The following is a 23157-nucleotide window of genomic DNA, read 5'->3' as shown; positions in this document are numbered from 1 at the left end:
AGCGTAGAAGTCGTCTACGTCTGCGTCAATCTTTCGACGGCGTCGTCGTGATGATGCGCTCGAGGTAGTCGAGGTCCTGACGAAGCAGGCTGAGGGCGGCCGCCGGGTCGTCGGGCCGGGGCGTCTCCGGGAGCCGGTCGGGCGCCTGCGCCACCATCGCGACGGCCATCTCGGCCATCTGTCCGGCGACCTCCTCGGGCGACTGCGGCCCGCCCGGCCGGAACCACCAGGCGATCCAGTTGCACATGCCGATCAGCGCCAGCGCGGTCGTGCGCACGTCGCGCGGCCGGAACTCGCCGCTGCGGATGCCCTGGTCGACGACCCGCGCGAACCCGTCCAGCACCCGCCGCTTCGCGGCCTGGTGGGCGACCGCGAGCTCGTCGGGAAGCTCCGACTCCGAGCGGATGACCAGCTGGAACCGTGCGGCCTGCCGCGCCTGCTGCCCGGCGATCAGCCCGACGAGCTCGCGCAGTTTGGTGGTCGCGTCGAGCTCCCGGCCGGCGATCTCCTCGGTCGCCGCGGCGGGCGCCTCGGTGATCTCGGTGACGAGCCGCGCGAGCAGCTCGTCCTTGTTCTTCACGTAGTAGTAGAGCGACGGCCGCGTCATGCCCATCGCGTCGGCGATGTCCTGCAGGCTCGTCCCGGCGAAGCCGCGCTCGGCGAACAGCCGGGTCGCCTGCTCGTAGATCTGCGCTTCGACCAGTTCCCGACGAGGCCGTCGGGCGGGGGTCCCGTCCGGGGCAGGTTCCGCCGCGCTCATGGAGCGGACCTTACGGAGCAGCGGCGGTGGCGGATCGTCCGCCGCGCCACCTACCATTGGTCAATGGACCAGAACACCGGGCAGGACGACGGCGTCACCTTCATCAACATCTTCGAGATCGCCCGCGAGGACGTGGAGACGTTCAAGGTCGGCTGGCAGCAGCTCGCGGCGATCATGGCCGCCGCACCCGGCTTCCGTGGGGCCCAGCTCCACGAGGCCGTGAACGACGAGGCCCGGTTCCAGCTCGTCAACATCGCCCGGTGGGACAGCGAGCAGGCGTGGCGCGACGCCGCGACGAACCCGGCGATGCGCGAGGCCGCGACGCGCTTCGGGACCGATCCGAACGCGCCACGACCCGCCCAGTTCCCCGGCCTCTACCGCCCGACCGTCTCCTTCTCCCCCGCGAGCTGACGTCCACTCCGCCACACGCCCGCGATCGACAGGCTGTCGCCGATCGTCGTGGTCGGGTCGCCGTCGACCAGGAGCAGGTCGGCGCGCAGTCCGGGAGCGACCCGCCCCCGGTCGTCGAGGCCGAACCGCCGGGCGGGCACCGACGTCGCCGCACGCAGCGCACGCGCCGGCGACAGCCCGGCCTCGACGAGCAGCGCCAGCTCGTGGTGGACGCTCGCGCCGTGGGCCGGTCCGCCGCTGCCCGGGAAGGCGATCGAGGCGTCGGTCCCGACGAGGACGTCGATGCCCGCCGCGTCGAGCGCCGCGACGCTCGCGAGGGCGTCGTCGAACGGGACGTTCCAGGTCGAGAGCGACCGTCCCAGCGCGTCGACCCAGAGCGGATCCAGCTTCTCGACGACGCGCGGGTCCGCGGCCAGGTCCGTCGCAGCCAGGCCCATGAAGGAGCGGGCGAGGACCAGGCACGGCGTGACGAAGGCGCCGGACGCGGCGATCGTGTCGACGAGCCGGTCGTCGTGCGGACGATCGATGAACAGGTGGACCAGGGCGTCGGCTCCGGCCTGCGCGGCCTGGGTCCAGGTCGCGGCGGTCTGGGCGTGCGTCATCGTCAGGACGCCGCGCTCGTGGGCGGCCCGGACGCCGGCGGCGTAGGCGTCGTGCCGCAGCAGCGGGAGACCGGGATCCCCCATGACCGTGCCCTCCTCGAGGATGAACTTGACGTAGTCCGAGCCGGAGTCGACGAGCCGGTCGACCAGTCGGCGCGCCTCCTCGGGGGTGCTGGTCTGCGGCCACGCCGAGACGTCGGGGACGTCCGGGCCGCTCAGGTGCGCGAAGAGCTGGGTGGGGTGGCCGTGCGGCGCCGTGACCGGCAGTCCGGCGCTACGGACGTCGGCGCTGTCGGGGCGGGCCGCCCAGGCGGCGCGGTCCTCGGCCGACGACGGGCCGCCCATCTCCAGGACGGTGGTGACGCCGAAGCGCAGGGCCGTCGTGAGGTCCTCGGGCAGCGTGTGGGCGTGGGCGTCGATCAGGCCGGGCAGCAGCGTGCGGCCGGTGCCGTCCACGGCGTGGTCGATCCCGGCCGGCTCGGGGTCGCCGACGGAGGCGACGAACCCGTTCTCGACGACCACGGTCGTCGTCGGGTGGACCTGCTCGCCGTCGAAGAGGCGGATGTCGGTGAAGGCGGTGCGCATGGCCCGACGATCACCGCGGAGGCGGACAGCTCCTGTCCCCCGCCGACCGAAACGTGACGGTCAGAGCACGGCGTCGAGCACCCGGTCCAGGCCGCGCTCGAAGAGCTCGTCGTCGGACGACCCGTCGTCGAGAAAGCCGGAGGACCCCAGCGTCGGGTAGAGGTCGCCCCGGCCCGCGATGTGGTCGCGCACCTGCACCATGACGGCCGGGTCCTCGAGCCGGCGCCACGACGAGTCGTTCATCGCGGTACCGATGACGACGTTGGAGAGCAGCTTCGTCGCCACCTGCAGGTCGGCGCCCGACAGACCCGCCCGCACCAACGTGGACTGCAGGAACTCGATCCGCGCGAGCACGTTCGGGCCGAGGAGCGGACGCCCGAGCAGCCCCGGCGACCACGGGTGGCGCAGCATCGCCGCCCGCCAGTCGACCAGCAGGGCGCGCACCGCCGGTCGCGGCTCCGCGTCCGCCGGGATCGGCACCTCCCCCAGGACGTGGTCGACGGCGAGGTCCAGCACGTCGTCCTTGGTGCGGACGTGCCAGTAGAGCGCCGTCGAGGTGACGTCGAGGCGCTGCGCGAGCCGCCGCATCGTCAGGCGCTCGGCGCCGTGCTCGTCGAGCTCCGCCACGGCCGCGGTGACGATCCGTTCCACGCTCAACGGCTCGGCCCGCCGCGCGGCGGCCGGCCGGTCTCGCAGCCACAGGACGTCCTCGGTCACGCCCACAGATTATCCAGCGACACAGCGCCTTACCAACGGTAAGTTCCTGTCCGACGGAAGGGGCGGCCATGAGGGCAGCACGGTTCGAGCAGTACGGAGGGCCCGAGGTCCTCGAGATCGTCGACCTGCCCGATCCGCACCCGGGCCCCGGCCAGGTGCGGATCGCGGTCCGCACGGTCGGGGTGAGCGCCTCCGACCCGAAGCTGCGCGCCGGCACGCTGAACTTCGGGGCGCCGCTGCCCTCGACGACGGGGGCCGAGGTCGCGGGCGTGGTCGACGAGCTCGGCGAGGGGGTCACCGACGTCGAGATCGGCGACCGGGTGTTCGGCATCTCCGACGACCACGCCGGCGCCGCCGAGTACGCGCTCATCACCTACCGCGCCCCGATCCCCCGCTCCCTCGGCTTCGTCGACGCGGCCGGCCTCCCCGTCGCGCTCGAGACCGCCACGCGCGTCCTAGACCAGCTCAAGGTCGGCGGCGGCACGACCGTCCTGCTCAGCGGCGCCTCCGGCGGCATCGGCAGCGTCGCCGTGCAGCTCGCCAACGCCCGCGGCGCCCGCGTGATCGGCACGGCGAGCGCGGCGAACCAGCACTACCTGCGCCTGCTCGGCGCCGAGCCCGTCGTGTACGGGGACGGGCTCGTCGACCGCGTTCGGGCCGTCTCCCCCGACGGCGCCGACGTCGCCGTGGACATCGCCGGCAGCGGCGTCCTCGGTGAGCTCATCGAACTCACCGGCGCGGCCGACCGGGTGCTCACCGTCGCCGACATGGACGGCGCGACTGCGCACGGCGTGCACTTCAGCAACGGGTTCGCCGACGGCAACGCCTTCCACGCCATGGCCACCATCGGCGAGCTGATCGAGGCCGGCCGCTTCTGGCTGCCGGTCGAGCGCACCTTCCCGCTCGCCGCGATCGCCGACGCCCACCGCTGGAGCGAGACCGGGCGCGTCCGCGGTCGGCTCGTCCTGGTCGTCTGACGTGGCCGTTCCCGACCACGTCCGCGCGGTCCACCTCGTCGCCCGCCCCTCGGGCGCCCTGACGACCGACGTCTTCCGCACCGCCGACGTCCCCGTCACTCCCCCGGCGCCCGGTCGTCTGCTCGTGCGCGTGGAACACCTCGGGCTCGCCGCCGTGCTGCGCGAGCGGATGGACCCCGACGCCGATCTTCCCTTCCCGCCGCTCGCTCTTCACGAGCCCGTGAACGGCCCCGTGATCGGCACGGTGGTCCTTCCCGACGCCGGGTCGGTGCCGGTGGGTGCGCTCGTCGCCTTCCACGGACCGTGGGCGGAGTACGCCGAGGTCGACGCCTCGTCCGTGCAGGTCCTCGACCCGGACCTCCTGCCCTCGGCCGAGTACCACCTGGCCGCCGGCAACGGCGCCACCGCGCTCCTCGGCGTCCGCGACGTCGCCGCGGTCGGTGACGGCGACGTCGTCGTCGTGACCGGCGCGGCCGGTGGCGTCGGCTCGCTCGCCGGGCAGATCGCCCGGCGGCTCGGGGCCGCACGGGTCATGGGCACGGCCGGGTCGGCGGAGAAGTGTCGGTGGCTCGTCGACGAGCTCGGCTTCGACGTCGCCCTCGACTATCACGACGACGGGTTCGCCTCCGCCCTGCGCGACGCGGCTATTGAGGGCGTGACCGCCGCGCTGGATCTGGTCGGCGGCACCCAGCTCGAGGCCGTCGTCGCCGCGGCGGCCCCGCACGCGCGGATCGCGATCGGCGGGGCCCTGGCGACCCAGCAGGCCGGTGCGCCGTGGCCGCGGATCGACACCCAGCAGGTGCTGTTGAAGGGCGTGCACCTGCGCGGCTTCGCCCTGCTGCACGCTCGGCACGTCCTCAGTGAGTGGCCCACCCTGTTCCGCCGCTGGCTCGACGAGGGCCTGGTCTTCCCGCACACCGTGGTCGACGGCGGGCTCGACGCCGCCCCGCAGGCCCTGGTCGACGTGCTCGCCGGCCGGTACCGCGGTCACGTGTCGGTACGGGTCGCCTGAGGCGGCTCACCGACAGGCCTGGCGCACCGTCAGGGGATCGCAAGACCGGGCGGATGACAGCGGTGTCGTCCACGCCGATAGTCGAGGGCGATGTACCGACTCGTGGAGCACCCCAGGCCCGCACCCCGGCCCGATACACCCGCCGGTCCTCCGGAACGGTCCTCGGGCGCCGTCGCCCGCGGCGGCGCGCACCGCGCCCCGGCCGGCGTGGACGACTGGTACGTCTCGCCGCTGCGGATGGCCAAGCGGCAGCGGGAACGCGCCATCCGTCGGGCGAAGCTGACGGTTGCGGCCTGCACGACCGCCGCCATCGCGATTCTCGTCGGCGTCGTGCTGAGCGTGGCGCCGTCGGTCGGGGCCGACGGTCCCTCGTCGCCGACCGGTTCGACGGCGACGGGCACATCCGCGTCCTCGAATGCTCTGGTTCCCCGCAGCGAAGCTGACCTCCTCAGCTCCTGATCAGCGGTTCTGGCAGCGCACTGCTCACGTCCCGCTGCGGGTCGCCGTGCGCAGACGGGGCAGGAGCGCCTCGGCGTTCGCGCGGTCGACTCCGGGGAGCCCGGCCTCGTCCAGCTCCCGGTCGAAGGTGGTCCCCCAGGACTCGGGCGCGAACGGGAAGTCGCTGCCGTAGAGCACGTGGTCGGGCGAGAAGAAGGCCGTGATCGACGGGAGCGCGGTGGGGGTCGCCGACAGGGCGGTGTCGACGTAGAAGCTGCGCAGCTCGGCGAGGATGTCGGCCTCCGTGACCCCCTCCGTGAACATCGCTGCTCCCGCCAGTCGGCTGGCCACGAACGGCACGAACCCGCCCGCGTGCGACAGGATCACGCGCACCCGCGGGTGCCGGGCGAGGACCTGCCGGGTCGCCATCTGCAGGGCCGCGCGCGTGGTGTCGAACGGGAAGTCGAGCAGCGGACTCGGCAGGCCCGGCAGCATCGGCAGACCGGGCGGAGCGGTCGGGTGCACGAACACCACTGCATCGCGCTCGTCGAGCACCTGCCACAGCGGGTCGAGCGAGGCGTCGCCCAGATAGACCCCGCCGGCGTTCGACAGCAGCACCACCCCGTCGGCGCCCAGCACGTCCAGCGCATGGACCGCCTCCGCGACCGCCCCGTCGACGTCGGGCAACGTGAGCACCGCGAACTGCCCGAACCGGTCCGGGTTCTCGCGGACCAGGTCGGCGTGCTCCTCGTTGACCGCCCGCGCCAGCTCCCGGGCCGCCGCGTCGTCCCCGAAGTGCACGCCGGGCGCACTAATCGAGAGCACGCCGGTGGCGGTCGCGCGGCGGTCCATCATCGCGAGCGCCGCCTCCGGGTCCCAGTCCGGCGTCGGCCACCCGCCCGCCGTCAGCCCCTGCTCCTCCAGCGCGCTCCGGTAGCGCGCCGGGATGAGGTGCTGGTGGACGTCGATCCGCCCGGTGCCGGTCATGCTCTTCCTCCGCATAGGTCGACGAGTGCCGTGTCTGGTGCACAGGAATCCTGCGCACCACACACCCCGCTCCGCGACCTAGCGACCGGAAGTCGCCGCGCCGTCCTCGCCATGATCACGTCGAGTGGACGCTCAGGGCTGATGTCGATCTTCGAAACAGCTCTGACGGTCCCCTCGACGTGATCATGGTCAGGTCGGCGTCCTGCTCCTCTCCTCGCGCGACGCCGGGGGGCGTGCGCCTCGCCCGACGCAGCTGTTCGCCTCCCCCGCTGGGCTCGACCGTTCGGCATCTCGGAGGAGACGCTCTGTGTCACGCTTCCGAGGTGTCCGAGGGCTTCCACGCCGACCTCCCCGCGCTGCGCCTGACGGCGAGCGGGCTGCGCGGCGACGCCGTATCGATCGACATGGCGGCACGCAGCGGCACCGACGCCCTGGTCAGTGCCGGTGCGGCTGCCGGCGCCGGGCCGCTGGAGGGCGTCGTCGGCGCCTTGTCCGCGCAGCTCAACGCCGCGCTCGCGTCGGCCGCGCGCAACGTGCAGGACTCGGCGGCCGCTCTCGTCGCCGCGTCGGTGACCTATGAGAGCTCCGACGCGGCGACGTCGCGCTCCATCCGGCTCCCCGGGTCCTGACCTTCCCCGAAGCGGACCCACCGCCTGATCCGACCTGTTTGACTCGTCACCGTGCCGCTGCCAGGGGATCCCGATGCTCTCCTCGCGGCGTCTCGGAGTCTGCGCAGTGCCGCCGAGGGACTGATGTCGGCCCACGACGCGCTGCTCGGGCGGAGCACCTCGTTGTCTGGCGCGTGGACGGGGCAGGCGGCCGACACAGCTCTCGCCCGGCTCGCGGGGGATGCAACAGAGGTTCGTCGGGCCGCCGATGCCGTGCAGCGGTCGGCCGCGCCGCTCGCCACCTATGCCGAGGAGCTGAGGGCTGCTCAGGCGGAGTACGCCCGCGGCGAGCAGATGCTGCTGTCGGCGCAGAACGCTTTCGCCGCTGCGGGCTCCGGCGCGGTCGTGGCTTCCGACGCCACACGAGACGCGGCCGCGCAAGCACGAGCTGACGCGGCGACGCTCATGGACCGGGCCGAGGAACGCGCCCGCCAGGCGAACGAGGTGGCGGCCCGGGCCCTGGACGGAGCCGGGGCGGCCGTCGGAGCCGCACCGACTGCCGGCGGCGGAGGCAGTTCGATCCCGGCGGACGTCGGCAACGCCGCGGCCTCTCTCGGCCATGCCGCTCTCCGCAACCCGCTCAGCGGCCTGGCGCTCGCCGGCGGCGCCGCTCTCGCCACGGCGGGAGCCGTCGGCGCGATCGGCAGCGTGGCCCTCGACCTCACCGGCGTCGGGGCCCTCGTCGGCGTTCCCCTCGGCGCCGCGTCGACCGCCGCCGTCGTGGGCGGAGTGGGACTCGCGGGCGCAGGTCTCCTCGACATCGCTCGGCACGCGGCGACCGATGACCGGGTCACGCCCTTCGAGGTCGCCGCCAGCAACCTCGACGACGACCTGCCCGACACGGCGGCGGGCGAGGCACTGCGCGAGCGGACCGAGCCCGGGCGGAACGACCGTGTCCGGCAGGTCCCCGACGACGAGGCCGTCCGGGCTCTCGCGGAGCAGCTCCGCGAGGGCGGGGTGCCGTATGCCCGTGGCTCGTACCCTGGCACGTGGGTCACCGCCCCCGACGGCACGCGCATCGGGCTCCGGGAGACCTCCGGGTCCGGCGGTCCCACCGTGGACATCGAGTTCCCGAACGGCGAGTCATGGAAGGTCCACCGTCAGAGATGACCTCTTACAACGACCCGACCGTCAAGATCCTGGCGAGCGGCCTCGACGACTGGGTCAGCCTCGCGGAGGCACGGTCGCTCGTCCAGGTCGCTCACGGCGATCTGGACGACCGTGCGCTGAGGTCGGAGACCCTCGCCGTGGTGGGACGGTTGCTCGCCGACGGACTCGTCCGCCCCGGCACGTTGTCGGATCGATTTTCCGCCTGGGACCTGGGAGACGACGCTCTCCAGCGCATCGCGGAAGGCTGGGAGGACGCGGACGCCAGCGACTGGCTGTACAGCGTGTGGTTGGAGAACACCGAGCCCGGCAACGCTGTCGCGCGTTCGATCCCGGATCGCCGCTAGATCCGCGGAGACAGACACTCGCCCCGGTCCACGAGCCCGAGCGTGACTCGATCAGCTGTGGCCTCGCTCGTCGACCCTCCACGGCGGTCCCTCATCCTGCGGTTCACCGACGACCCCGTCGCTGCGGAACCGCGTCCCGCACGCACAGCACTGCCGGTCCTCGGGCGCGACGCAGCATCCGCCGAGGACGATTCCGGGGTTCTGCATGACCGACTCGAAGTCCATCAGTCCATAGACGACCGGCGCTGATCTCGTCCCACCGCAGGACGGGCAGGGCACCGAGGACGTGCTCGATGACGTGGTGATGGCGAACTCCGGGGCCAAGGCACGGCGTGCAGCCGAACCGCGGACGAGCTCGTGGACCTCATCGTTCATCAAGGAGTCGCCGCACGGCATCGACTCCGCGAACCACATCGCCGCGCGCGTACGACTCGTCCGACTCCCGGATGTCCGCCAGCGCTGCCGGGTCTGCGGCCACCGAGAGCGATTCCTCGATCTCGGCGAGGTCCTCGGGGCTGATGAGCACCGCCGCGTCGCGACCGTTGCGCGTGATCACGACGCGCTCGTGGTGGTGCTCCACGCGGTCGACGACCTCGGAGAAGTGGTCGCGGACCGACCGGAGCGACTCGGTGCTCATGGCCACGATGGTGGCCGCCGTTGTCCTGGTTGTCGACGCATCCTCGGGAGGGTCGGCGAGGGGTCCCCGTCGACCCCGCGTGGACCTCGGGCAAGACCGTCCCGTCGACGTGATCACCGCGGCGACGCACCGACCGGCGCGGCGAGGAGCGCCCCGGCGTCCGGAAGCTCTGGCGGCAGACCGAGCGAGCGGAGCAGGCAGAACGCCCCCGCCGTGGCGGCGGAGAGCACGGGCACGCCGAGCTCCTGCTCGACGACGGGGACGAGCGGCAGCGACGGCATCTGCACGCAGCAGGAGATGACCAGCGCGTCGGCGCGGGACAGATTCAGCCCCCGAGCAGCGTCGACGACCCGCGAGCCCGGGATGCAGCCGACCTCCGTGTTGTCGCCGACCTCGAGGGCGGCCCAGTCGACGATCTCGATCTCCTCGGCCTCGAGGTAGGCGACGACCTGCTCCGCCAACGGCTTCATGTACGGCATGACCAGCGCGACCCGCCCCCACGACCGCGCCGCCAGCGCGTCGACCAACGCACCTGCCGACGACACCAGGCCCGCCGGCAACCCGCGCTCAGCGAGCTGGGCGGCGACCTCCGTCTCGACGCGCCGGTGCTCCCCCGCGCCCTGGGCCATCACGGCGACGAGGCAGGCATAGAGCAGGGCGTCGACGCCGGCGTCGGCGAGCTCGTCGACGCACCGGCCGCGTTGCGCGTTCATGGCGACGAGCTCCTCGGGCGTCACCTGGTGCATGCGCATGCGGCTGCCGTGGAAGGAGAACGTCTCCGTGGGGTGGCGCGCCAGCAGCGCCGGGATCTCGGTCTCGACGGTGACGTTCGAGCTCGGGACGATCATGCCGATGCGGTGGTGGCTCACGGGTTCTCCCCCGACAGGCGTGCGGTGATGTCGGCCGTCATGGCCTTCTTGTCGAGCTTCCCGATCCTCGTCCGCGGCAGCGCCTCCACCAGCTCCACGCGCTCGGGCCACTTGAACTTCGCGACGTCGAGCCGGTGCAGGTGATCGCGGAGGTCCTGCAGCGTCACGGGCGTGCCGTCCGTGGACAGGTAGGCGCAGCCGCGCTCGCCGAGTCGGGGATCGGGCATGGCAACGAGTGCCGCCTCCACCACGTGCGGGTGGGAGAGGAGCAGCAGCTCGACCTCCTCGGCGTTGATCTTCTCGCCGCCGCGGTTGATGAGGTCCTTGATGCGGCCCTCGATGGAGATCGCGCGGTGCCCGTCGAGCAGACGGACCGCCGCGAGGTCGCCGGTCCGGTAGAAGCCGTCGGACGTGAACGCCTCGGGTCGGTCGATGCCGTAGTAGGCGCGCAACGTGTACGGGCCGCGGCAGCAGAGCTCGCCGACCTCGCCGTCGGGAACCTCGGTCTCGGTGCCCGGCTCGAGGAGGCGTACCTCGTCCTCCGGCGAGATCGGCACGCCGACCGTCTCCCGGCGCAGTTCCACCGACGTCCCGACGGGCGTCACCAGGAACATGCCCTCGGCCATACCGAAGAGCTGACCCACCCAGGCCCCGCCCCGACCCGTCGTCCGGAAGAGCTCCTCGGAGACCTTGGCGCCGGAGAGCAGGACGACGCGCAGGGTCTGCGCGAGCTGGTCGTACAACGGGTGCTCGGGCGCGCGGTAGTGGACGTGGCCGAAGAGCACCGAGGTGGTGCGTTCGGCGACGAGGAGGGGCATGGCGGTGTCGAGGTCGTGGTCGGTGAGCACCAGGCACGCGCCGACGCTGTGCGGGGCGTGCACGCCGCAGACCACCCCGGCGTTGTGGATGACGGGGATGAGGTGGCCGACGCGGTCGTCGGCGGTCCAGCCGAGGACGTCCGCGTAGGCGCGGGCGTTGTACCAGTACTCGGCGTGGTGGCGCGGGATCAGCTTCGGGACGCCCGTGGTGCCGCCGGAGAGCTGGAAGACGGCGATCCCATAGGGGTCGATGCCGCGCTGGATCTCCTCGACGCGCTTGCGGGCCTCGTCGGGGTCGATCTCGGCGACGGGGAGGTCGTCGAGGACCAACACGTGGTGCATCGTCGGGTGGTCGCGGCCCTGCTCGTGGGCGAACTCCACGAGGTCGATGCCGCGCGTGCCGGCCTCGACGAGGTGTGCCCGCGCGCCGACCGCCCGGCTGATGTGGGCGATCTCGTGGCCGCGGTGGGCGGCGAGGGTCGCGACCGGCACGAGCCCGGCCTTGAGCATCGCGTACCAGGCGACGACGGTCTCGAGCCGGTTCGTGACCTGCATGATCACCGGGTCGCCCGGCCGCAGCCCCAGCTCCGCGAGCCCGACGGCAAGCCGGTCGGTCTCGGCGTCCAGCTCCGCGTAGGTGCGGCGGCCCTGGGCGGCGACGACGGCGTCGCGGTCGGGGTAGACCCGCGCCGTCTCGTGGAACTCGTCGGCGATCGTCTTCGTCCCGAGCAGACTCATCGCAGGGCCACCAGGTGTGTGCGGTCGGCCGCGAGCCCGTCGGCGAAGTCCTCCCGGCACGCGTGCGGGCCGGCGACGACGACGAGCGCGGGCGTCCGCCGTCGTAACCGCTCGGCGACCTCGAGCCGGGTCAGGACGGACGACCGGTCGTCGGCGCCGGTGAGCCAGATCGTGTCCATCACCCGTTCTCCCCGTCGCACCGCGTCCTCCACGACCTGCTCCGAGCCCGAGGGGCGGGCGTCCGAACCGAGGTCCAGCACCGTGGCGTCCAACGCGCTCGGGTCGTCGGCCACGACTCGCGCGTCGAAGCCTCGTGGACCCACGGTCGGGTCGTCGACCTCCGGGTCCTGCCCGGGCGTCGACGGCCGCAACGATCGGCTCAGCACCCACTCCGCGAGCGAGTCAGCGGTGGTCCCCTGCTGACGTCCAGTGTCAGCGGTGGCACACGGCTGACCCGCCGGCTCCACCGTGTCCCGTTCCTGACGCTCACCGTCAGCGGTGGGCCACGGCTGACCCTGGGGCGGCGACTCCCCCGCCCACTGCTGCAAGGCCGCATTCACGACGTCGGGTGTGCCTGCGGCGAAGCGGTCCAGCGGCACGTTCCCGGCGCGGCTCATGTAGGCGACCAGCAGCTGTTCGACCGGCAGGTCCAGGCGTTCCGGGAACGTCTCCCACCAGCGACGGGAGCGCTCGGCGATGTCCTGGATCCGTTCCACGGCGGGCCGGCGGGCGACCTCGTACTCGGTCAGCGCCGTGTCGAGATCGGAGCCGTCCAAGGCGTTCACCAGGGCGATCGCGTCCTCCATCGCCAGCTTCGTCCCCGACCCGACCGAGTAGTGCGCCGTGTGCGCCGCATCCCCGAGGAGCACCGTGCGCTCGGAGTGCCAGCGCGAGCACCGCACCGTCCGGAACTGCAGCCAACGCGTGCGGTTGCCGATCAGGCGGTGCCCGTCGAGGTGATCGGCGAAGACGTCGGACAGGTAGTCGAGCGCCTCCTCGTCGGAGGAGTCCGCCGGCCCCTCACGATCAAAGCCGGCCGCCTGCAATGTCGCCGGGTCCGTCTCGACCAGGAACGTGCTCCGGTCGGCCGCGTAGGGGTAGGCGTGCGTCACGAACACCCCGTGCTCGGTCCGCTCGGGAGCGAACAACGCGTGGGGCAGCGCCGTGTCGACGCCGGCCCACAGGTACCACCCGCTCCCGACCTCGACGTCCTCGCCGAAGGCGCCGGCTGACCGGGTCGCACTCCCGACCCCGTCGGCCGCGATCACGAGGTCCGCGTCCAGGTCGTCGGCCGTCCGCCGCACGCCGAACTCGAGCTTCACGCCCGCGTCCTCGGCGTGCCGCTGCAGCACCCGCAGCAGCTCCGCCCGACCCACCGCGACCAGCGACGACACGCTCATCCCGGCCGAACGCTCACCCACCGTCATCCGCATGTCGTGCGACCACGCGGAGGCGAGGATGTCGTCGAGCGAGGCGGGGTCGGCCTCGGCGAGCCGACGCTGCGTCCGTGCGGCGAGCCCGACCCCGAACCCGAACGTCTGGTCCGGCACGCCCTGCTCGTGGACCACGACCTCGCAGTCGGGAGACGCGAGCTTGATCAGCCGCGCGGCGTAGAGACCTCCCGGTCCCCCGCCCAGCACGGCCACCCGGTTCAGCTTCACGACCGCGCGTCCGCGAGCACCCGGCTCGTCCGGGTCACGTCGTCGACGTGGTCGACCGGCACGACCGCCGTCGACACCGCCGTGAAGCACCCCGGGCAGCAGTACTGCCGGAAGTGCACCGCGCCGTCGACGTACTCCCCCGCGTTGTCCACGACCTGCGGGCCCGCGTCGCTGACCGGCCCCTCGTAGCGGACCAGGTCGAGCTCGCCCACCGCGCCCGACCCGAGCACCGTCGCGCAGTGGACGCATGCCACCTGCTCGCCGACGGCGACGAGGTTGTCGTCCAGCCGGCGCGCGTCGGTCAGGTCGACCGTCTCGCGCGTGCCCTCGCTCGTGCCCCGGGCTCGTCGTGCGTCGCGGAGTTCCCGACGACGGGTCTCGGTCGCCTCGGCATCGACGGTCCCGTCGACGACGACCACCCCGTAGGCCGAGGCCGCACTCGCCGCGGTGACCTTCTCCTCGCGCACGTCGCGGGCAACGTCCTCCGGCGTCCGCGTCAGCGGGTCGCCGTAGCCCCCGCCGCCCTGCCAGAACATCGTGAACACCTCGCCGGGCGCCACGTACGTCTCGCCGTAGCAGGGCTGCAGCTCGGCCGTGCCGCCGATCTCCTCCAAACCGGCCGGCAACTGACCCGCACCGAGCATCGTCGTGACCTCGCTGCCGCGGGCGATGTACTCGACGCCGGTGTTGCCGGGGTAGCCGCCGGCGAGCCCGTTGTTCTGGCTGACCGCCTTGCCGTTGGACGCGAGGACGAGGCCGATCGGGAAGCTCGTGCCGTGCGGGGTGACCGCCATCGACGCCGAGACCCCGCCGCGTCGTCGTCCGGGACCGCCCGAGTCCGGCTCCTCGCGCCGCCAGAGCGCGAGGACCGGGTAGAGGAACTCGGTCATCTCGACGTCGGGCACGCGGCCCATCGGGATGCAGAACAGACCGCCGGTGTCCATGCCGTCGGCCTGCGGCTGGGCGCCGTAGCCGCCGGCCATGGGGTCCATGAGGATCGAGAGGAACGGGGTCGGGACCGCGCCGCGTTGGTCGAGCCCGGCGATGACGGCGGTGTCCCACGTGCCGCAGCAGGCCGACTGGACGTGCGCGTCGAGCTCCGGCGCCTGGTCGAGCATCTGCGAGAGGCACTCGGCGACGAGGTTGCCGGTGAGCCAGGCCGGCCCGATCGGCCCGCGCCCGACGGCGGCCGGGAAGCTCGCGTTGTTGATCGTGCCTTCCTCGGCGACGAGGTCGAAGCAGCGCATCAGCCCGCCGGCCGACCACGGGATGTCGCCCGCGAGGATCGGCAGCAGCGCGAGCATGACGCCGCCGCGCATCCCGGCGTAGGTGCAGTTCACGACCCCGGACTGCGGGTCGGTGCCGGTGAAGTCGAAGGTCAGGTGGTCGCCGGCCTTGCGCATCTCGACGGTGATCTTGTGCAGGCCGCGGTCGCCGGAGTGGGACTGGTCCTGGTAGCCGGTGGCGCGCCACCGGCCGTCGGGGAGGTCGGTGAGCTTGCCCCGCAGGCGCGACTCGGCGTCGGACATCATCCGCTTCATCACGGCCTTGACCGTGTCGGCGCCGTACTGCTCGATGACGGCGAGCAGGCGGTCGCGGCCGACGGTGTTGGAGCCGATCTTGGCGCGCAGGTCGAGCCCGATCATCATCGGGACGCGGGAGCGCCGGACCCAGACGTCGGCGACGTCCTCCTGCAGCACGCCGTCGCGGACGACCTTGATCGGCGGGGTGGGCAGCGACTCGGAGAAGACGTCCTGCGCGGCCGGGGAGAAGGAGCCGAGGCCGACGCCGCCGAGGTCGGGTTGGTGCGCGATCGCGGAGGTCCAGCCGAAGAGCTTCCCCTCCCAGAACACCGGCTGGTAGACCATCGCGTCGTTCTGGTGCAGCCCGCCGCCGACCCACGGGTCGTTGGTGAGGAACATGTCGCCCTCGGCGATGCCGGGGTTGGTCGCGCGGTGCTGCAGCGTCCAGTAGATGGCGAGGTCGACGGCGCCGACGAGCATCGTGTTGTAGAGCCCGACCTGCACCTCCTGGCCGAGCTCGTCGGAGACGGCGAAGTCGAAGTCGTTCGCGTCGGTGACGATCGGCGAGCCGGACATGCGCTTGAGCGCCTCGCCCATCTCGTCGGTGACCGACCAGAGACGGTGCCGGATGACCTCGTAGGTCAGCGGGTCCAGCGCGTCGATCTGCTCCTGGGTGACGGTGTGGATCTCGAGCGTCGACGGCAGCTGCGCCGCCAGCGTCGCGGGGTCGATCGGACGGCTCGAGAAGCGCTCGGAGCCGGGCACGGCCATCGTCATGATCAGGCTCCGTTCTCGGTGCGGCGGATGTGGAGGTTGCCGAGCTCGTCGACGGTGCCGGTGCGGCCGTCGGGGACGACCACGGTCGTCGTCGGGACCTCGATGACGGCGGGTCCGGCGATCACGTGGCCGGCGCGCAGCGCGGTGTAGTCGTAGATCGGGGTGTCGACGAAGCCCTGACCGATCTCGAGGTAGACGGGCCTCGTTCCCGACGACGGCGCGGGTCCGTCTGCTCGGTCGAGCGGCGGGAGCTCGGGGCTGAACGGGAGGACACCGCGGCCGCGCACGCGGTAGGTGATGGCCTGGATGCCGGCGGCGGAGAAGCCGGTGCCCTTGCCGTAGAGCTCGGCGTAGCGCTGCTCGAACCGGTTCGCCGCGTCCTGCAGGGCACCGGTGTCGACGGGCCCGTCGGCGACCGGGACCGTGACCTCGGCCAGCTGCATGGCATAGCGCATGTCGATCTCGCGGACGATCTCGACGCGGTCGAACTTCAGGCCCTGCCGGTCGAGACCCTGGCGGACCTGGTCCTCGAGGAGCGCGAAGTTCTTCTCGGCGCGCACGGCGTCGACGGGGAGCTGGGCAGGGTCGGAGAGCTCCTGGGCGAGCGCGATGTCGGACGCGGCGAGGCCGTAGGCGGAGAACGCCGAGGCGACCGGGCCGAGCGGGACCACGACCTCGTTCACGCCGAGGTGCGTCGCGTACTTCGCACAGAACGCGGGGCCGGAGCCGCCGAAGGCGTAGAGGACGAACTCGCGCGGGTCGTGCCCGGCCTCGACGACGCTCTTGCGCAGCAGGTCGCCGGTCTGGGCGTTCTGCGCGGCGTGGATGGCGGCCGCGGCGTCCTCGACGGAGAGGCCGAGCGGGTCGGCGACCTTCGCCTTGATGGCCTCCCGCGCCTTCTCCAGGTTCAGCGCCTTGCGACCGCCGAGCAGACCCGTCGTCGGGAGGATGCCGAGGACGAGGTTGGCGTCGGTGTTGGTGGGCTCGGTGCCGCCCTGGTCGTAGCAGGCGGGGCCGGGGACGGCCTGCGCGCTGTGCGGGCCGATGCGGAGGTTGCCGCCGGCGTCGACCCACGCGATCGCGCCGCCGCCGGAGCCGATGGCGTGGACCTTGAGCGTGGGGACGTTGATCGGGTGGTGGTTGATGACGGTCGTGGTGTCGCGCTCGGGCTCGCCGTCGACGATCAGCCCGACGAGGAACGTGGTGCCGCCGACGTCGGTGGAGATGATGTTGCGGTGGCCGAGGCGCTGGCCGAGCTGCACGGAGCCGATCACGCCGCCGGTGAGGACGGAGCCGACGGTGGAGATGGCCTGCTGCGGGGCCTCGCTCGCGGCGACCGCTCCCCCGTTGGACTGCATGACGAGCAGCGGGCCGCCGAGGCCCTTCTGCTTGAGGCTCGACTCGAGGGTCGCGAGGTAGTCGCGCAGACCAGGCCCGACCTGCGTCGACATGATCGTCGTGGAGTTGCGGGCGAACTCGCGGATGCGGGGGCTGACCTCGCTCGAGAGCGCGACGTAGATGTCGGGGTCGATCTCGGCGACGATCTCGCGGATGCGCCGCTCGTGGGTCGGGTTGCGGAAGGCCCAGAGCAGGGAGACGGCGATGGCCTGGATGCCGTCGGCTTTGAGGGCGTTGACCCGGGTACGGACCTCGTCCTCGTCGAGGGCGACGATGACGTTGCCGTCGCGGTCGATGCGCTCGGTGACCTCGAGGGCGTGCCGCTTGGGCAGCAGGTAGTGGTCCTTGTCCTGCGCCAGCACGTGCTGCAGCTCGTGCGGGGATCGGCCGAGGTAGCGGCCCTCGACATTCATGATGAAGATCGAGTCGCGGTGGCCCTTGGTGGTCAGGAACCCGACGTCGGGGACCTTGCGCTGCACCAGCGCGTTCAGGCTCGAGGTGGTGCCGTGGGCGATGTGGTGGGTCTCGGCCAGCATCTCCTCCAGCGACCGCCCCAGCTGCTCGGCCAGCAGCTCCAGGACGTCGAGCACGCCCTGCGAGTAGTCCGGGGGCGTCGACGGGGCCTTCGCGGCGATGACCGAGCCGGAGTCGTCATCCAGCACCGCGTCGGTGAAGGTCCCGCCCACGTCCACGCCGATCACGTAGGCCATGCGCCTGCTCCTCGTTGAACTCGCTCGTGACCCGCGCCACGACTTTGACGGTCGTGTCGACTATCTGACAGGAGCGATGGTTCGTCAAGGGCGAAGCGCGGAGCCCGCCTGACGGACTGTCGGCCGCTCGTCCGATGGAGTGGTTCGTGGATCCAGGAGAGCTCCACCTGCCTCTGAACCCACGACGGACAACTCTGGTCGGAGGTCAATCGTGCTGAAGCGCATCTGGGTCCTCGTGTTGACGATCGCGGCAACGTTCTCCGCGCCGAGCAGCGCGAGCGGGGAGGCCATCCCACCGTGCATCAACTACGTCCACCGCGAGGAGGCCGGCCGGGTCGAGATCGACCTCCGTCCCGACGACAGCCTCGGGACGTTCTCGGTCCTGACGATGTGGTGGTTCATCAACGACATCGAGGCCCGACCCGGCATCTACACGTGGAACCACCTCGTCAACGGGCGCGCGACGAGCTCGCCGAACATGATCGTCAAGGACGACAACCTCCATACGGCTCTGCGGATGATCGACCAGGTCCGCGGACCGCAGTGGTCGTGGGGCGACGTCTACACCTTGCAGGCCACCCACTACTCGCCGGCCACGAACACGACGTACGTTGCCGCGTACAACCGTTGTCGGATCACTCCGAGGTAGCAGCGATGGCAGACCAGCAGTCGTGGCACGAGACGTGGATGGCTTCCTTCGGGCGCCATCTGGCGACACAGCTGACGCCGCTGCTGCCCGCCGAGCACGAACTGGTGGCAATGGGACGCGAGCTGTCGCTGATCGTCCGTCGGGACGGGGCCCCCCTCCGTATCGCGGTCTCCTACGAGCTGCCGATGCCGGCCCCGGGCGCCGTGCTCACCGCGGCGGCGGCCGAGCAGCTCCTCGGCGAGGTCCAGGACGAGGTGGCCCAGTTCCTGACTCGGACGTGGCCGGGAGACCGCGGGCTCCATCCGCGGGCGGACGACGCTGATGGGGCCATCGCGATGCGGTTCTCGGCACGGGACGGTTCTGGCGCGATCGAGCTGGCGCCGTTCGTGCCGCCCTCCACTGCAGACGCCGTGGCAGCCGGCTGACGTGCACACGCCGCCACCTCGCCACGCGGGCGTCTTACTCGCCGACCTCATGACGGCGGCTACGTGACCACGAGAACCGGGCGCCGCTGCTGTTCGTGGCCGGCAGCCGCGACCACATCATGCCGCCGAAGGTCCAGTGGTCGAACGCCGCGCACTACGAGGCCGCATCGACGATCACCGACGTCGTCGAGTTCGGCGGGATGCCCCATCTGCTGCCCGCGGCGCCGGGATGGGAGGAGATCGCGGACTACGTCCTCGCCTGGGCCGTTCGCCACGCGACCACTCCGCCACCCGTCGTCCCCGAGCCTTCTGCGCCGGCGGAGGCGATGACCGTGTGACGCCTGGGGCTCGTGTGTCACCCCTCCGTGCAGCATCATCAACGGGTCCCGTCGGGAGGCTGACCGGAGGCGCGGGTGCACGTCGAACTGCTGGCCCACCGGGTCGTCGAGCTCGTGGAGGGCACGGCCTTCCCGCACCTCGACCACGGGGCGGTCGTGGCGGCCCTCGCGGCGGTGCTCCTGGGCGCCGGGCTGGTGATCGTGCGGGACTACGCGGTGGGCGGCGGGGAGCTCCTCCCCCTGCTGGTCGCCGAGCCCTTCCCGCGCGTCGAGGCGTCGCTCGGGGTGGTGCCGGCACTGTCCGGGCTCGACGACGCCCTGACGGCGCGGCTCCGGCGCTACGCCCAGCACCCGGCGGTCGACGGACTCGTCGTCGTGAACGCCTCTCCCGATCCGATTCCCCGGCCTCGGACGGTGAGCGGGGTGCCGGTGCGGACGGCCGTCGCCGGGGCGCGCGCCGGCAGCGACCGCTGACCGGTCCCGCTCGTTCCGAGCACGTACCATCTGGTCCGAGGGGTCATGACGCGAGGGACGGGGTGAGCGTGGTGGCGTCGAGGACCGGGCCGGTGGTCACGGGCGACGAGCCGCACGACGAGCACCGCGCGAGCGCGCGACGCCGTGCCCGGGTCGAGCCGCCGCCCGACATCGTGGCCGCTCCCGGATTCGGCGCCCGCCGCCTCTACCAGGCCTACCTCGCGGCCTGGAACCGTCACGTCGACGCGGTCATCACCGGGCCGCAGTTCGCCGTGCTCTCCGCGGTGCGGGCCTACCCGGACGCCGACCAGACGGCGCTGGCCGGCGCGGCGGCCCTGGACACCTCCACGATGGCCGACGTCTGCCGGCGCCTCGAGCGCCGCGGGCTCATCTCCCGGGCGCCCGCACCCCACGACGCCCGCGCCAAGGTCCTCGTCCTCACCGACGAGGGCGTCGAGGCCCTGAACGAGACCTTCCGGCGGACCCGGGCCCTCGACGAGGCCCTGCTCGCCGGCTGCCCCGACGAGCAGCGGCCGCACCTCGCCGCCCTGCTCAACGACCTCGGGCAGCAGTGGGAGCAGGTCGCGGAGCGCGGCGAGCTCTAGCCGCCGGGACGGCGCCACCGCCCTGACCCGCTCGCGCCGGCGATCTGTTACGTCCGTGTCTCGGGACACAGCAGGGTATTGCGTACTCGGATAGTACGTGTTCGGATTTACCCGGTCGAGGCAACACCACACCGGGAGGGCGGCCAGATGGCGAGCCAGTCGTTCGAGGTCACCATCGTCGGAGGAGGTCTGGGCGGCCTCTGCGCGGCGCTGTCGCTGCGCCAGCGCGGCCTGCGGGTCACCGTCGTCGAGGCGGCGCCCGAGCTCGGCGAGATCGGCGCCGGCATCCAGACCGCGCCGAACGCCAGCCGCATCCTCATCGGGCTCGGGCTGCGCGCCCAGCTCGAGGCGATCCGCACCCAGCCGGAGGACCAGGTCCGCCGCCGGTGGGCCGACGGCAGCATCATCGCGCAGCTCCCCCTGGGGCAGCGGGTCATCGACCAGTACGGCGCCCCGTACTGGCACTACCACCGCGCCGACCTGCACCGGGTCCTGCTGGACGCCTGCACCGACCCCGAGGGCCCCGGCCCGGTCGTCACGCTCCACACGGCCGCGAAGGTCGTCGAACTCGACCGCACCGACCCGACGCGGCCCGTCGCGGTCGCCGAGGACGGCCGCCGCTTCACCGGCGACGTGCTGGTCGGCGCCGACGGGATCCGCTCCGCGGTCCGCGACCTCGCGGGCTTCGACGACTCGCTCGTCTTCTCCGGCGAGATGGCCTACCGCGCGCTGATCCCCGGCGAGCTCGTCGCCGCGGACCCGGCAACCCGCTTCCTCTTGGACCGCTACCACTCGACGATCTGGTACGGCCCGGACAAGCACCTCGTGCATTACGTGATCCGCGGCGGCCAGTACCTCAACGTCGTCGCGATCGTGCCGTGCACCGACACCATCGCCGCCGACTGGAGCGGACCCGCCACCCCCGAGCAGCTCGCCGCGGACTTCGCGGACTGGGACGACCGGGTGCCGACGGTGCTCTCGAAGGCGAAGCCCGAGGACGTCTCGCTGTGGGCGATGTACCGGCGCCGCCGCGACCCGGTGTGGGTCGACGGCCGGGTCGCGCTGCTCGGCGACGCCTGCCACGCGATGCTCCCCTACCAGGCACAGGGCGCCTCCCAGTCGATGGAGGACGCCGCGGTGCTCGCCGAGGAGCTCGGCCGCGTGATCCGCGACGACATCGACGGCGCGCTCGTGCGCTACGTCGACCGCCGCGCCAAGCACGCCGGCATGGTCCAGGACGCCTCGCTGCAGAACATGGCCTTCTACCACCTGCCCGACGGCCCCGAGCAGCGCGAGCGCGACGAGAAGCTGCGCCGCTTCGACGGCGAGTCCGACGTCTCGTACGACTGGCTGTGGAACGGCAGCCCGCTGCGGGACCACGACAGCGAGTCCATCCACTACCAGTTCGCCCGCTGATGCGCGGACCGACCGATCCCCCCACACCACCCGCGACGGGAGCGAACTCGATGCGCACCGGAGACCAGATCGTCCAGGACCTCCCCTGGCGCTGGGGCGTCCAAGGAAAGATCTTCCTCATCGGCGGCCTCGGCTACATGTTCGACGCGTGGGACGTCGCCCTCAACGGGTTCCTCACCCCGCTGATCGGCACCGAGTTCGGGCTCTCGCCGGCCCAGCGCGGACTCGTCGCCACCGCCAACCTCATCGGCATGGCCGTCGGCGCCGTCGCCTGGGGCACGGTCGCCGACCGCATCGGGCGCAAGAAGGCCTTCAGCATCACCCTGCTGATCTTCGCGCTGTTCTCGGTGCTGGGCGCCCTCTCGCCGAACATCGCGGTCTTCCTGCTGCTGCGCTTCCTCGCCGGCGTCGGCCTCGGCGGCTGCATCCCGGTCGACTACGCGATCGTCAGCGAGTTCTCGCCGAAGAAGCACCGCGGTCGCGTGCTCGCCGCCATGGACGGATGGTGGCCGATCGGCGCCACGCTCGCCGGCGTGTCGGCGACGCTGCTCGTCCCCGTCGACGGCAACTGGCGCTGGATGCTCGTCCTGATGATCCTCCCGGCGCTCCTGCTGTTCTGGGTCCGCCGCGGGGTGCCGGAGTCGCCGCTCTACCTCTCCCGCATGGGTCGCGAGGCCGAGGCCCGCCTGGTCATCGACGACATGGTGACCCGGACCGGCGCCACCCCCGAGCCCTACGTCATCCCGGCCCCTGTCGCCGAGGACAAGCGCGGTGGCGCCGCGGCCGCCGCCGTCGACCAGTTGCGCCGCGTCTGGGCCTTCAACCCGACGATCACCGGCGTCGCCTGGTCGCTGTTCATCGCCGTCATGCTCGTCTACTACGCCGCCCTGAGCTGGATGCCCTCGATCCTGCGGGCGCAGGGCTTCGGCGAGATCGCCGCGTTCGCCTCGACCACGCTGATGAACGCGCTCGGCATCGTCGGTGTCGCCATCTCGGTGCTCGTGGTCGACCGCTACGGCCGCAAGCGCGTCATCGCGATCGCCGGCCCGCTGGCCTCCGCGACCCTGGTGGCGTTCTCGCTCCTGCTGGGCACACCGACCCTCGCGGTCGTCGCCATCGGCGCCTTCGGCATGTTCGCGCTGATCGTCATCCCGGTCATGTACGCCTACGTCTCGGAGCTCTACCCGACCGAGCTGCGCGCCTCGGGCTTCGGCTGGGCGTCGTCGTCGAGCCGCGCGATCACCGGCTTCGCCCCGCTGCTGTTCGGCAGCGTGCTCTGGCCGGTGCTGGGCCTGCCGCTGACGTTCACCCTGCTCGGCGTGCTCGTCGTCGGGGCCGTGATCTTCATGTGGATGGGCGCGCCGGAGACGGCGGGCCGCGAGCTCGACCGGATCACCACGGACGTCCCGGACGAGGCGGCCGCGGCCGACCCGGAGCGCACGCGCGCCTGACCAGCGAGTTCCGCGCGAGGGGCACCGTCGGCCGACGGTGCCCCTCGCCGGATCCCC

24 protein-coding genes are annotated in these 23157 nt (G+C 72.4%); 14 read left to right on the top strand and 10 right to left on the bottom strand.

Features of this window, described 5'->3' with window-relative positions:
- Positions 1-25 precede the first annotated feature (25 nt).
- Positions 26-760, bottom strand: a complete 735-nt coding sequence (locus tag ACQPYX_RS09235; RefSeq protein WP_433802602.1) for a TetR/AcrR family transcriptional regulator — start codon at positions 758-760, stop codon at positions 26-28.
- A gap of 63 nt (positions 761-823) precedes the next feature.
- Between ACQPYX_RS09235 and ACQPYX_RS09230 the strand changes: the two genes are divergently transcribed.
- Positions 824-1171, top strand: coding sequence for an antibiotic biosynthesis monooxygenase (locus tag ACQPYX_RS09230; RefSeq protein ID WP_433802601.1), 348 nt, complete (start codon positions 824-826; stop codon positions 1169-1171).
- On the opposite strand, the gene ACQPYX_RS09225 is transcribed toward ACQPYX_RS09230, so the two are convergent.
- Positions 1135-2358 carry an amidohydrolase family protein gene (locus tag ACQPYX_RS09225; RefSeq protein WP_433802600.1) on the bottom strand — a complete coding sequence of 408 codons (1224 nt, stop codon included), beginning with the start codon at positions 2356-2358 and terminating at the stop codon, positions 1135-1137. The two genes, ACQPYX_RS09230 and ACQPYX_RS09225, sit on opposite strands and share 37 nt — an antisense overlap.
- A gap of 60 nt (positions 2359-2418) precedes the next feature.
- Complete coding sequence (locus ACQPYX_RS09220; RefSeq protein WP_433802599.1) at positions 2419-3075, bottom strand: TetR/AcrR family transcriptional regulator; 657 nt, start codon at positions 3073-3075, stop codon at positions 2419-2421.
- A gap of 68 nt (positions 3076-3143) precedes the next feature.
- On the opposite strand from ACQPYX_RS09220, the gene ACQPYX_RS09215 reads away from it, so the two are divergent.
- The 3 genes from ACQPYX_RS09215 to ACQPYX_RS09205 all read left to right on the top strand — a co-directional run bounded on the left by ACQPYX_RS09215 (position 3144) and on the right by ACQPYX_RS09205 (position 5523).
- On the top strand, positions 3144-4052 hold the full coding sequence (locus ACQPYX_RS09215) for an NADP-dependent oxidoreductase (RefSeq protein ID WP_433802598.1): 909 nt from the start codon (positions 3144-3146) through the stop codon (positions 4050-4052).
- Between the two features lies 1 nt (position 4053).
- Complete coding sequence (locus tag ACQPYX_RS09210; protein WP_433802597.1) at positions 4054-5064, top strand: zinc-binding dehydrogenase; 1011 nt, start codon at positions 4054-4056, stop codon at positions 5062-5064.
- A 207-nt stretch (positions 5065-5271) separates the two neighbouring features.
- Complete coding sequence (locus ACQPYX_RS09205) at positions 5272-5523, top strand: hypothetical protein (RefSeq protein ID WP_433802596.1); 252 nt, start codon at positions 5272-5274, stop codon at positions 5521-5523.
- 24 nt (positions 5524-5547) lie between these two features.
- Here the strand turns inward: ACQPYX_RS09205 and ACQPYX_RS09200 are convergent, their stop codons facing one another.
- A complete protein-coding gene (locus tag ACQPYX_RS09200; RefSeq protein WP_433802595.1) occupies positions 5548-6489 on the bottom strand; it encodes an amidohydrolase family protein in 942 nt (313 codons plus the stop codon).
- A gap of 323 nt (positions 6490-6812) precedes the next feature.
- Here ACQPYX_RS09200 and ACQPYX_RS09195 point away from each other — a divergent pair, with 323 nt between their 5' ends.
- The 3 genes from ACQPYX_RS09195 to ACQPYX_RS09185 all read left to right on the top strand — a co-directional run bounded on the left by ACQPYX_RS09195 (position 6813) and on the right by ACQPYX_RS09185 (position 8611).
- Positions 6813-7118, top strand: a complete 306-nt coding sequence (locus ACQPYX_RS09195) for a hypothetical protein (RefSeq protein WP_433802594.1) — start codon at positions 6813-6815, stop codon at positions 7116-7118.
- A gap of 123 nt (positions 7119-7241) precedes the next feature.
- Positions 7242-8267 carry a hypothetical protein gene (locus ACQPYX_RS09190; RefSeq protein WP_433802593.1) on the top strand — a complete coding sequence of 342 codons (1026 nt, stop codon included), beginning with the start codon at positions 7242-7244 and terminating at the stop codon, positions 8265-8267.
- Entirely contained in the window at positions 8264-8611 is a 348-nt protein-coding gene (locus ACQPYX_RS09185) for a hypothetical protein (RefSeq protein WP_433802592.1), read from the top strand. Before ACQPYX_RS09190 ends, ACQPYX_RS09185 begins: the two co-directional genes overlap by 4 nt.
- A gap of 364 nt (positions 8612-8975) precedes the next feature.
- Here the strand turns inward: ACQPYX_RS09185 and ACQPYX_RS09180 are convergent, their stop codons facing one another.
- The 6 genes from ACQPYX_RS09180 to ACQPYX_RS09155 form a co-directional block, all read right to left on the bottom strand.
- A complete protein-coding gene (locus tag ACQPYX_RS09180; protein ID WP_433803698.1) occupies positions 8976-9248 on the bottom strand; it encodes a type II toxin-antitoxin system Phd/YefM family antitoxin in 273 nt (90 codons plus the stop codon).
- Positions 9249-9361: 113 nt separating this feature from the next.
- Positions 9362-10117 carry a maleate cis-trans isomerase family protein gene (locus ACQPYX_RS09175; protein WP_433802591.1) on the bottom strand — a complete coding sequence of 252 codons (756 nt, stop codon included), beginning with the start codon at positions 10115-10117 and terminating at the stop codon, positions 9362-9364.
- Complete coding sequence (locus tag ACQPYX_RS09170; RefSeq protein WP_433802590.1) at positions 10114-11673, bottom strand: (2,3-dihydroxybenzoyl)adenylate synthase; 1560 nt, start codon at positions 11671-11673, stop codon at positions 10114-10116. Before ACQPYX_RS09170 ends, ACQPYX_RS09175 begins: the two co-directional genes overlap by 4 nt.
- Entirely contained in the window at positions 11670-13334 is a 1665-nt protein-coding gene (locus tag ACQPYX_RS09165) for an FAD-dependent monooxygenase (protein ID WP_433802589.1), read from the bottom strand. Before ACQPYX_RS09165 ends, ACQPYX_RS09170 begins: the two co-directional genes overlap by 4 nt.
- Positions 13331-15634, bottom strand: a complete 2304-nt coding sequence (locus tag ACQPYX_RS09160; protein WP_433802588.1) for a hydantoinase B/oxoprolinase family protein — start codon at positions 15632-15634, stop codon at positions 13331-13333. Before ACQPYX_RS09160 ends, ACQPYX_RS09165 begins: the two co-directional genes overlap by 4 nt.
- Positions 15635-15636: 2 nt before the next feature.
- On the bottom strand, positions 15637-17742 hold the full coding sequence (locus tag ACQPYX_RS09155) for a hydantoinase/oxoprolinase family protein (RefSeq protein WP_433802586.1): 2106 nt from the start codon (positions 17740-17742) through the stop codon (positions 15637-15639).
- Positions 17743-17953: 211 nt separating this feature from the next.
- Here ACQPYX_RS09155 and ACQPYX_RS09150 point away from each other — a divergent pair, with 211 nt between their 5' ends.
- The 7 genes from ACQPYX_RS09150 to ACQPYX_RS09120 all read left to right on the top strand — a co-directional run bounded on the left by ACQPYX_RS09150 (position 17954) and on the right by ACQPYX_RS09120 (position 23100).
- Positions 17954-18391 carry a hypothetical protein gene (locus tag ACQPYX_RS09150; RefSeq protein WP_433802585.1) on the top strand — a complete coding sequence of 146 codons (438 nt, stop codon included), beginning with the start codon at positions 17954-17956 and terminating at the stop codon, positions 18389-18391.
- Positions 18392-18396: 5 nt separating this feature from the next.
- The gene (locus tag ACQPYX_RS09145; protein ID WP_433802584.1) at positions 18397-18816 is read left to right on the top strand and encodes a hypothetical protein; all 420 of its coding nucleotides are present in this window, start codon (positions 18397-18399) and stop codon (positions 18814-18816) included.
- A 95-nt stretch (positions 18817-18911) separates the two neighbouring features.
- Positions 18912-19154 carry a hypothetical protein gene (locus ACQPYX_RS09140; RefSeq protein WP_433802582.1) on the top strand — a complete coding sequence of 81 codons (243 nt, stop codon included), beginning with the start codon at positions 18912-18914 and terminating at the stop codon, positions 19152-19154.
- A 75-nt stretch (positions 19155-19229) separates the two neighbouring features.
- Positions 19230-19628 carry a hypothetical protein gene (locus ACQPYX_RS09135; RefSeq protein WP_433802581.1) on the top strand — a complete coding sequence of 133 codons (399 nt, stop codon included), beginning with the start codon at positions 19230-19232 and terminating at the stop codon, positions 19626-19628.
- 71 nt (positions 19629-19699) lie between these two features.
- On the top strand, positions 19700-20233 hold the full coding sequence (locus tag ACQPYX_RS09130; protein WP_433802580.1) for a MarR family winged helix-turn-helix transcriptional regulator: 534 nt from the start codon (positions 19700-19702) through the stop codon (positions 20231-20233).
- A gap of 147 nt (positions 20234-20380) precedes the next feature.
- Positions 20381-21649: an FAD-dependent monooxygenase gene (locus ACQPYX_RS09125; protein WP_433802579.1), complete on the top strand. Its 1269-nt coding sequence runs from the start codon at positions 20381-20383 to the stop codon at positions 21647-21649.
- A 50-nt stretch (positions 21650-21699) separates the two neighbouring features.
- Positions 21700-23100 carry an MFS transporter gene (locus ACQPYX_RS09120; RefSeq protein WP_433802578.1) on the top strand — a complete coding sequence of 467 codons (1401 nt, stop codon included), beginning with the start codon at positions 21700-21702 and terminating at the stop codon, positions 23098-23100.
- Positions 23101-23157: the final 57 nt, after the last annotated feature.

The sequence above is a fragment of the Actinomycetospora sp. CA-084318 genome (assembly GCF_050955885.1).
Taxonomy (GTDB): Bacteria; Actinomycetota; Actinomycetes; order Mycobacteriales; family Pseudonocardiaceae; genus Actinomycetospora.
This window is presented reverse-complemented; position numbering and strand designations above follow the sequence as displayed.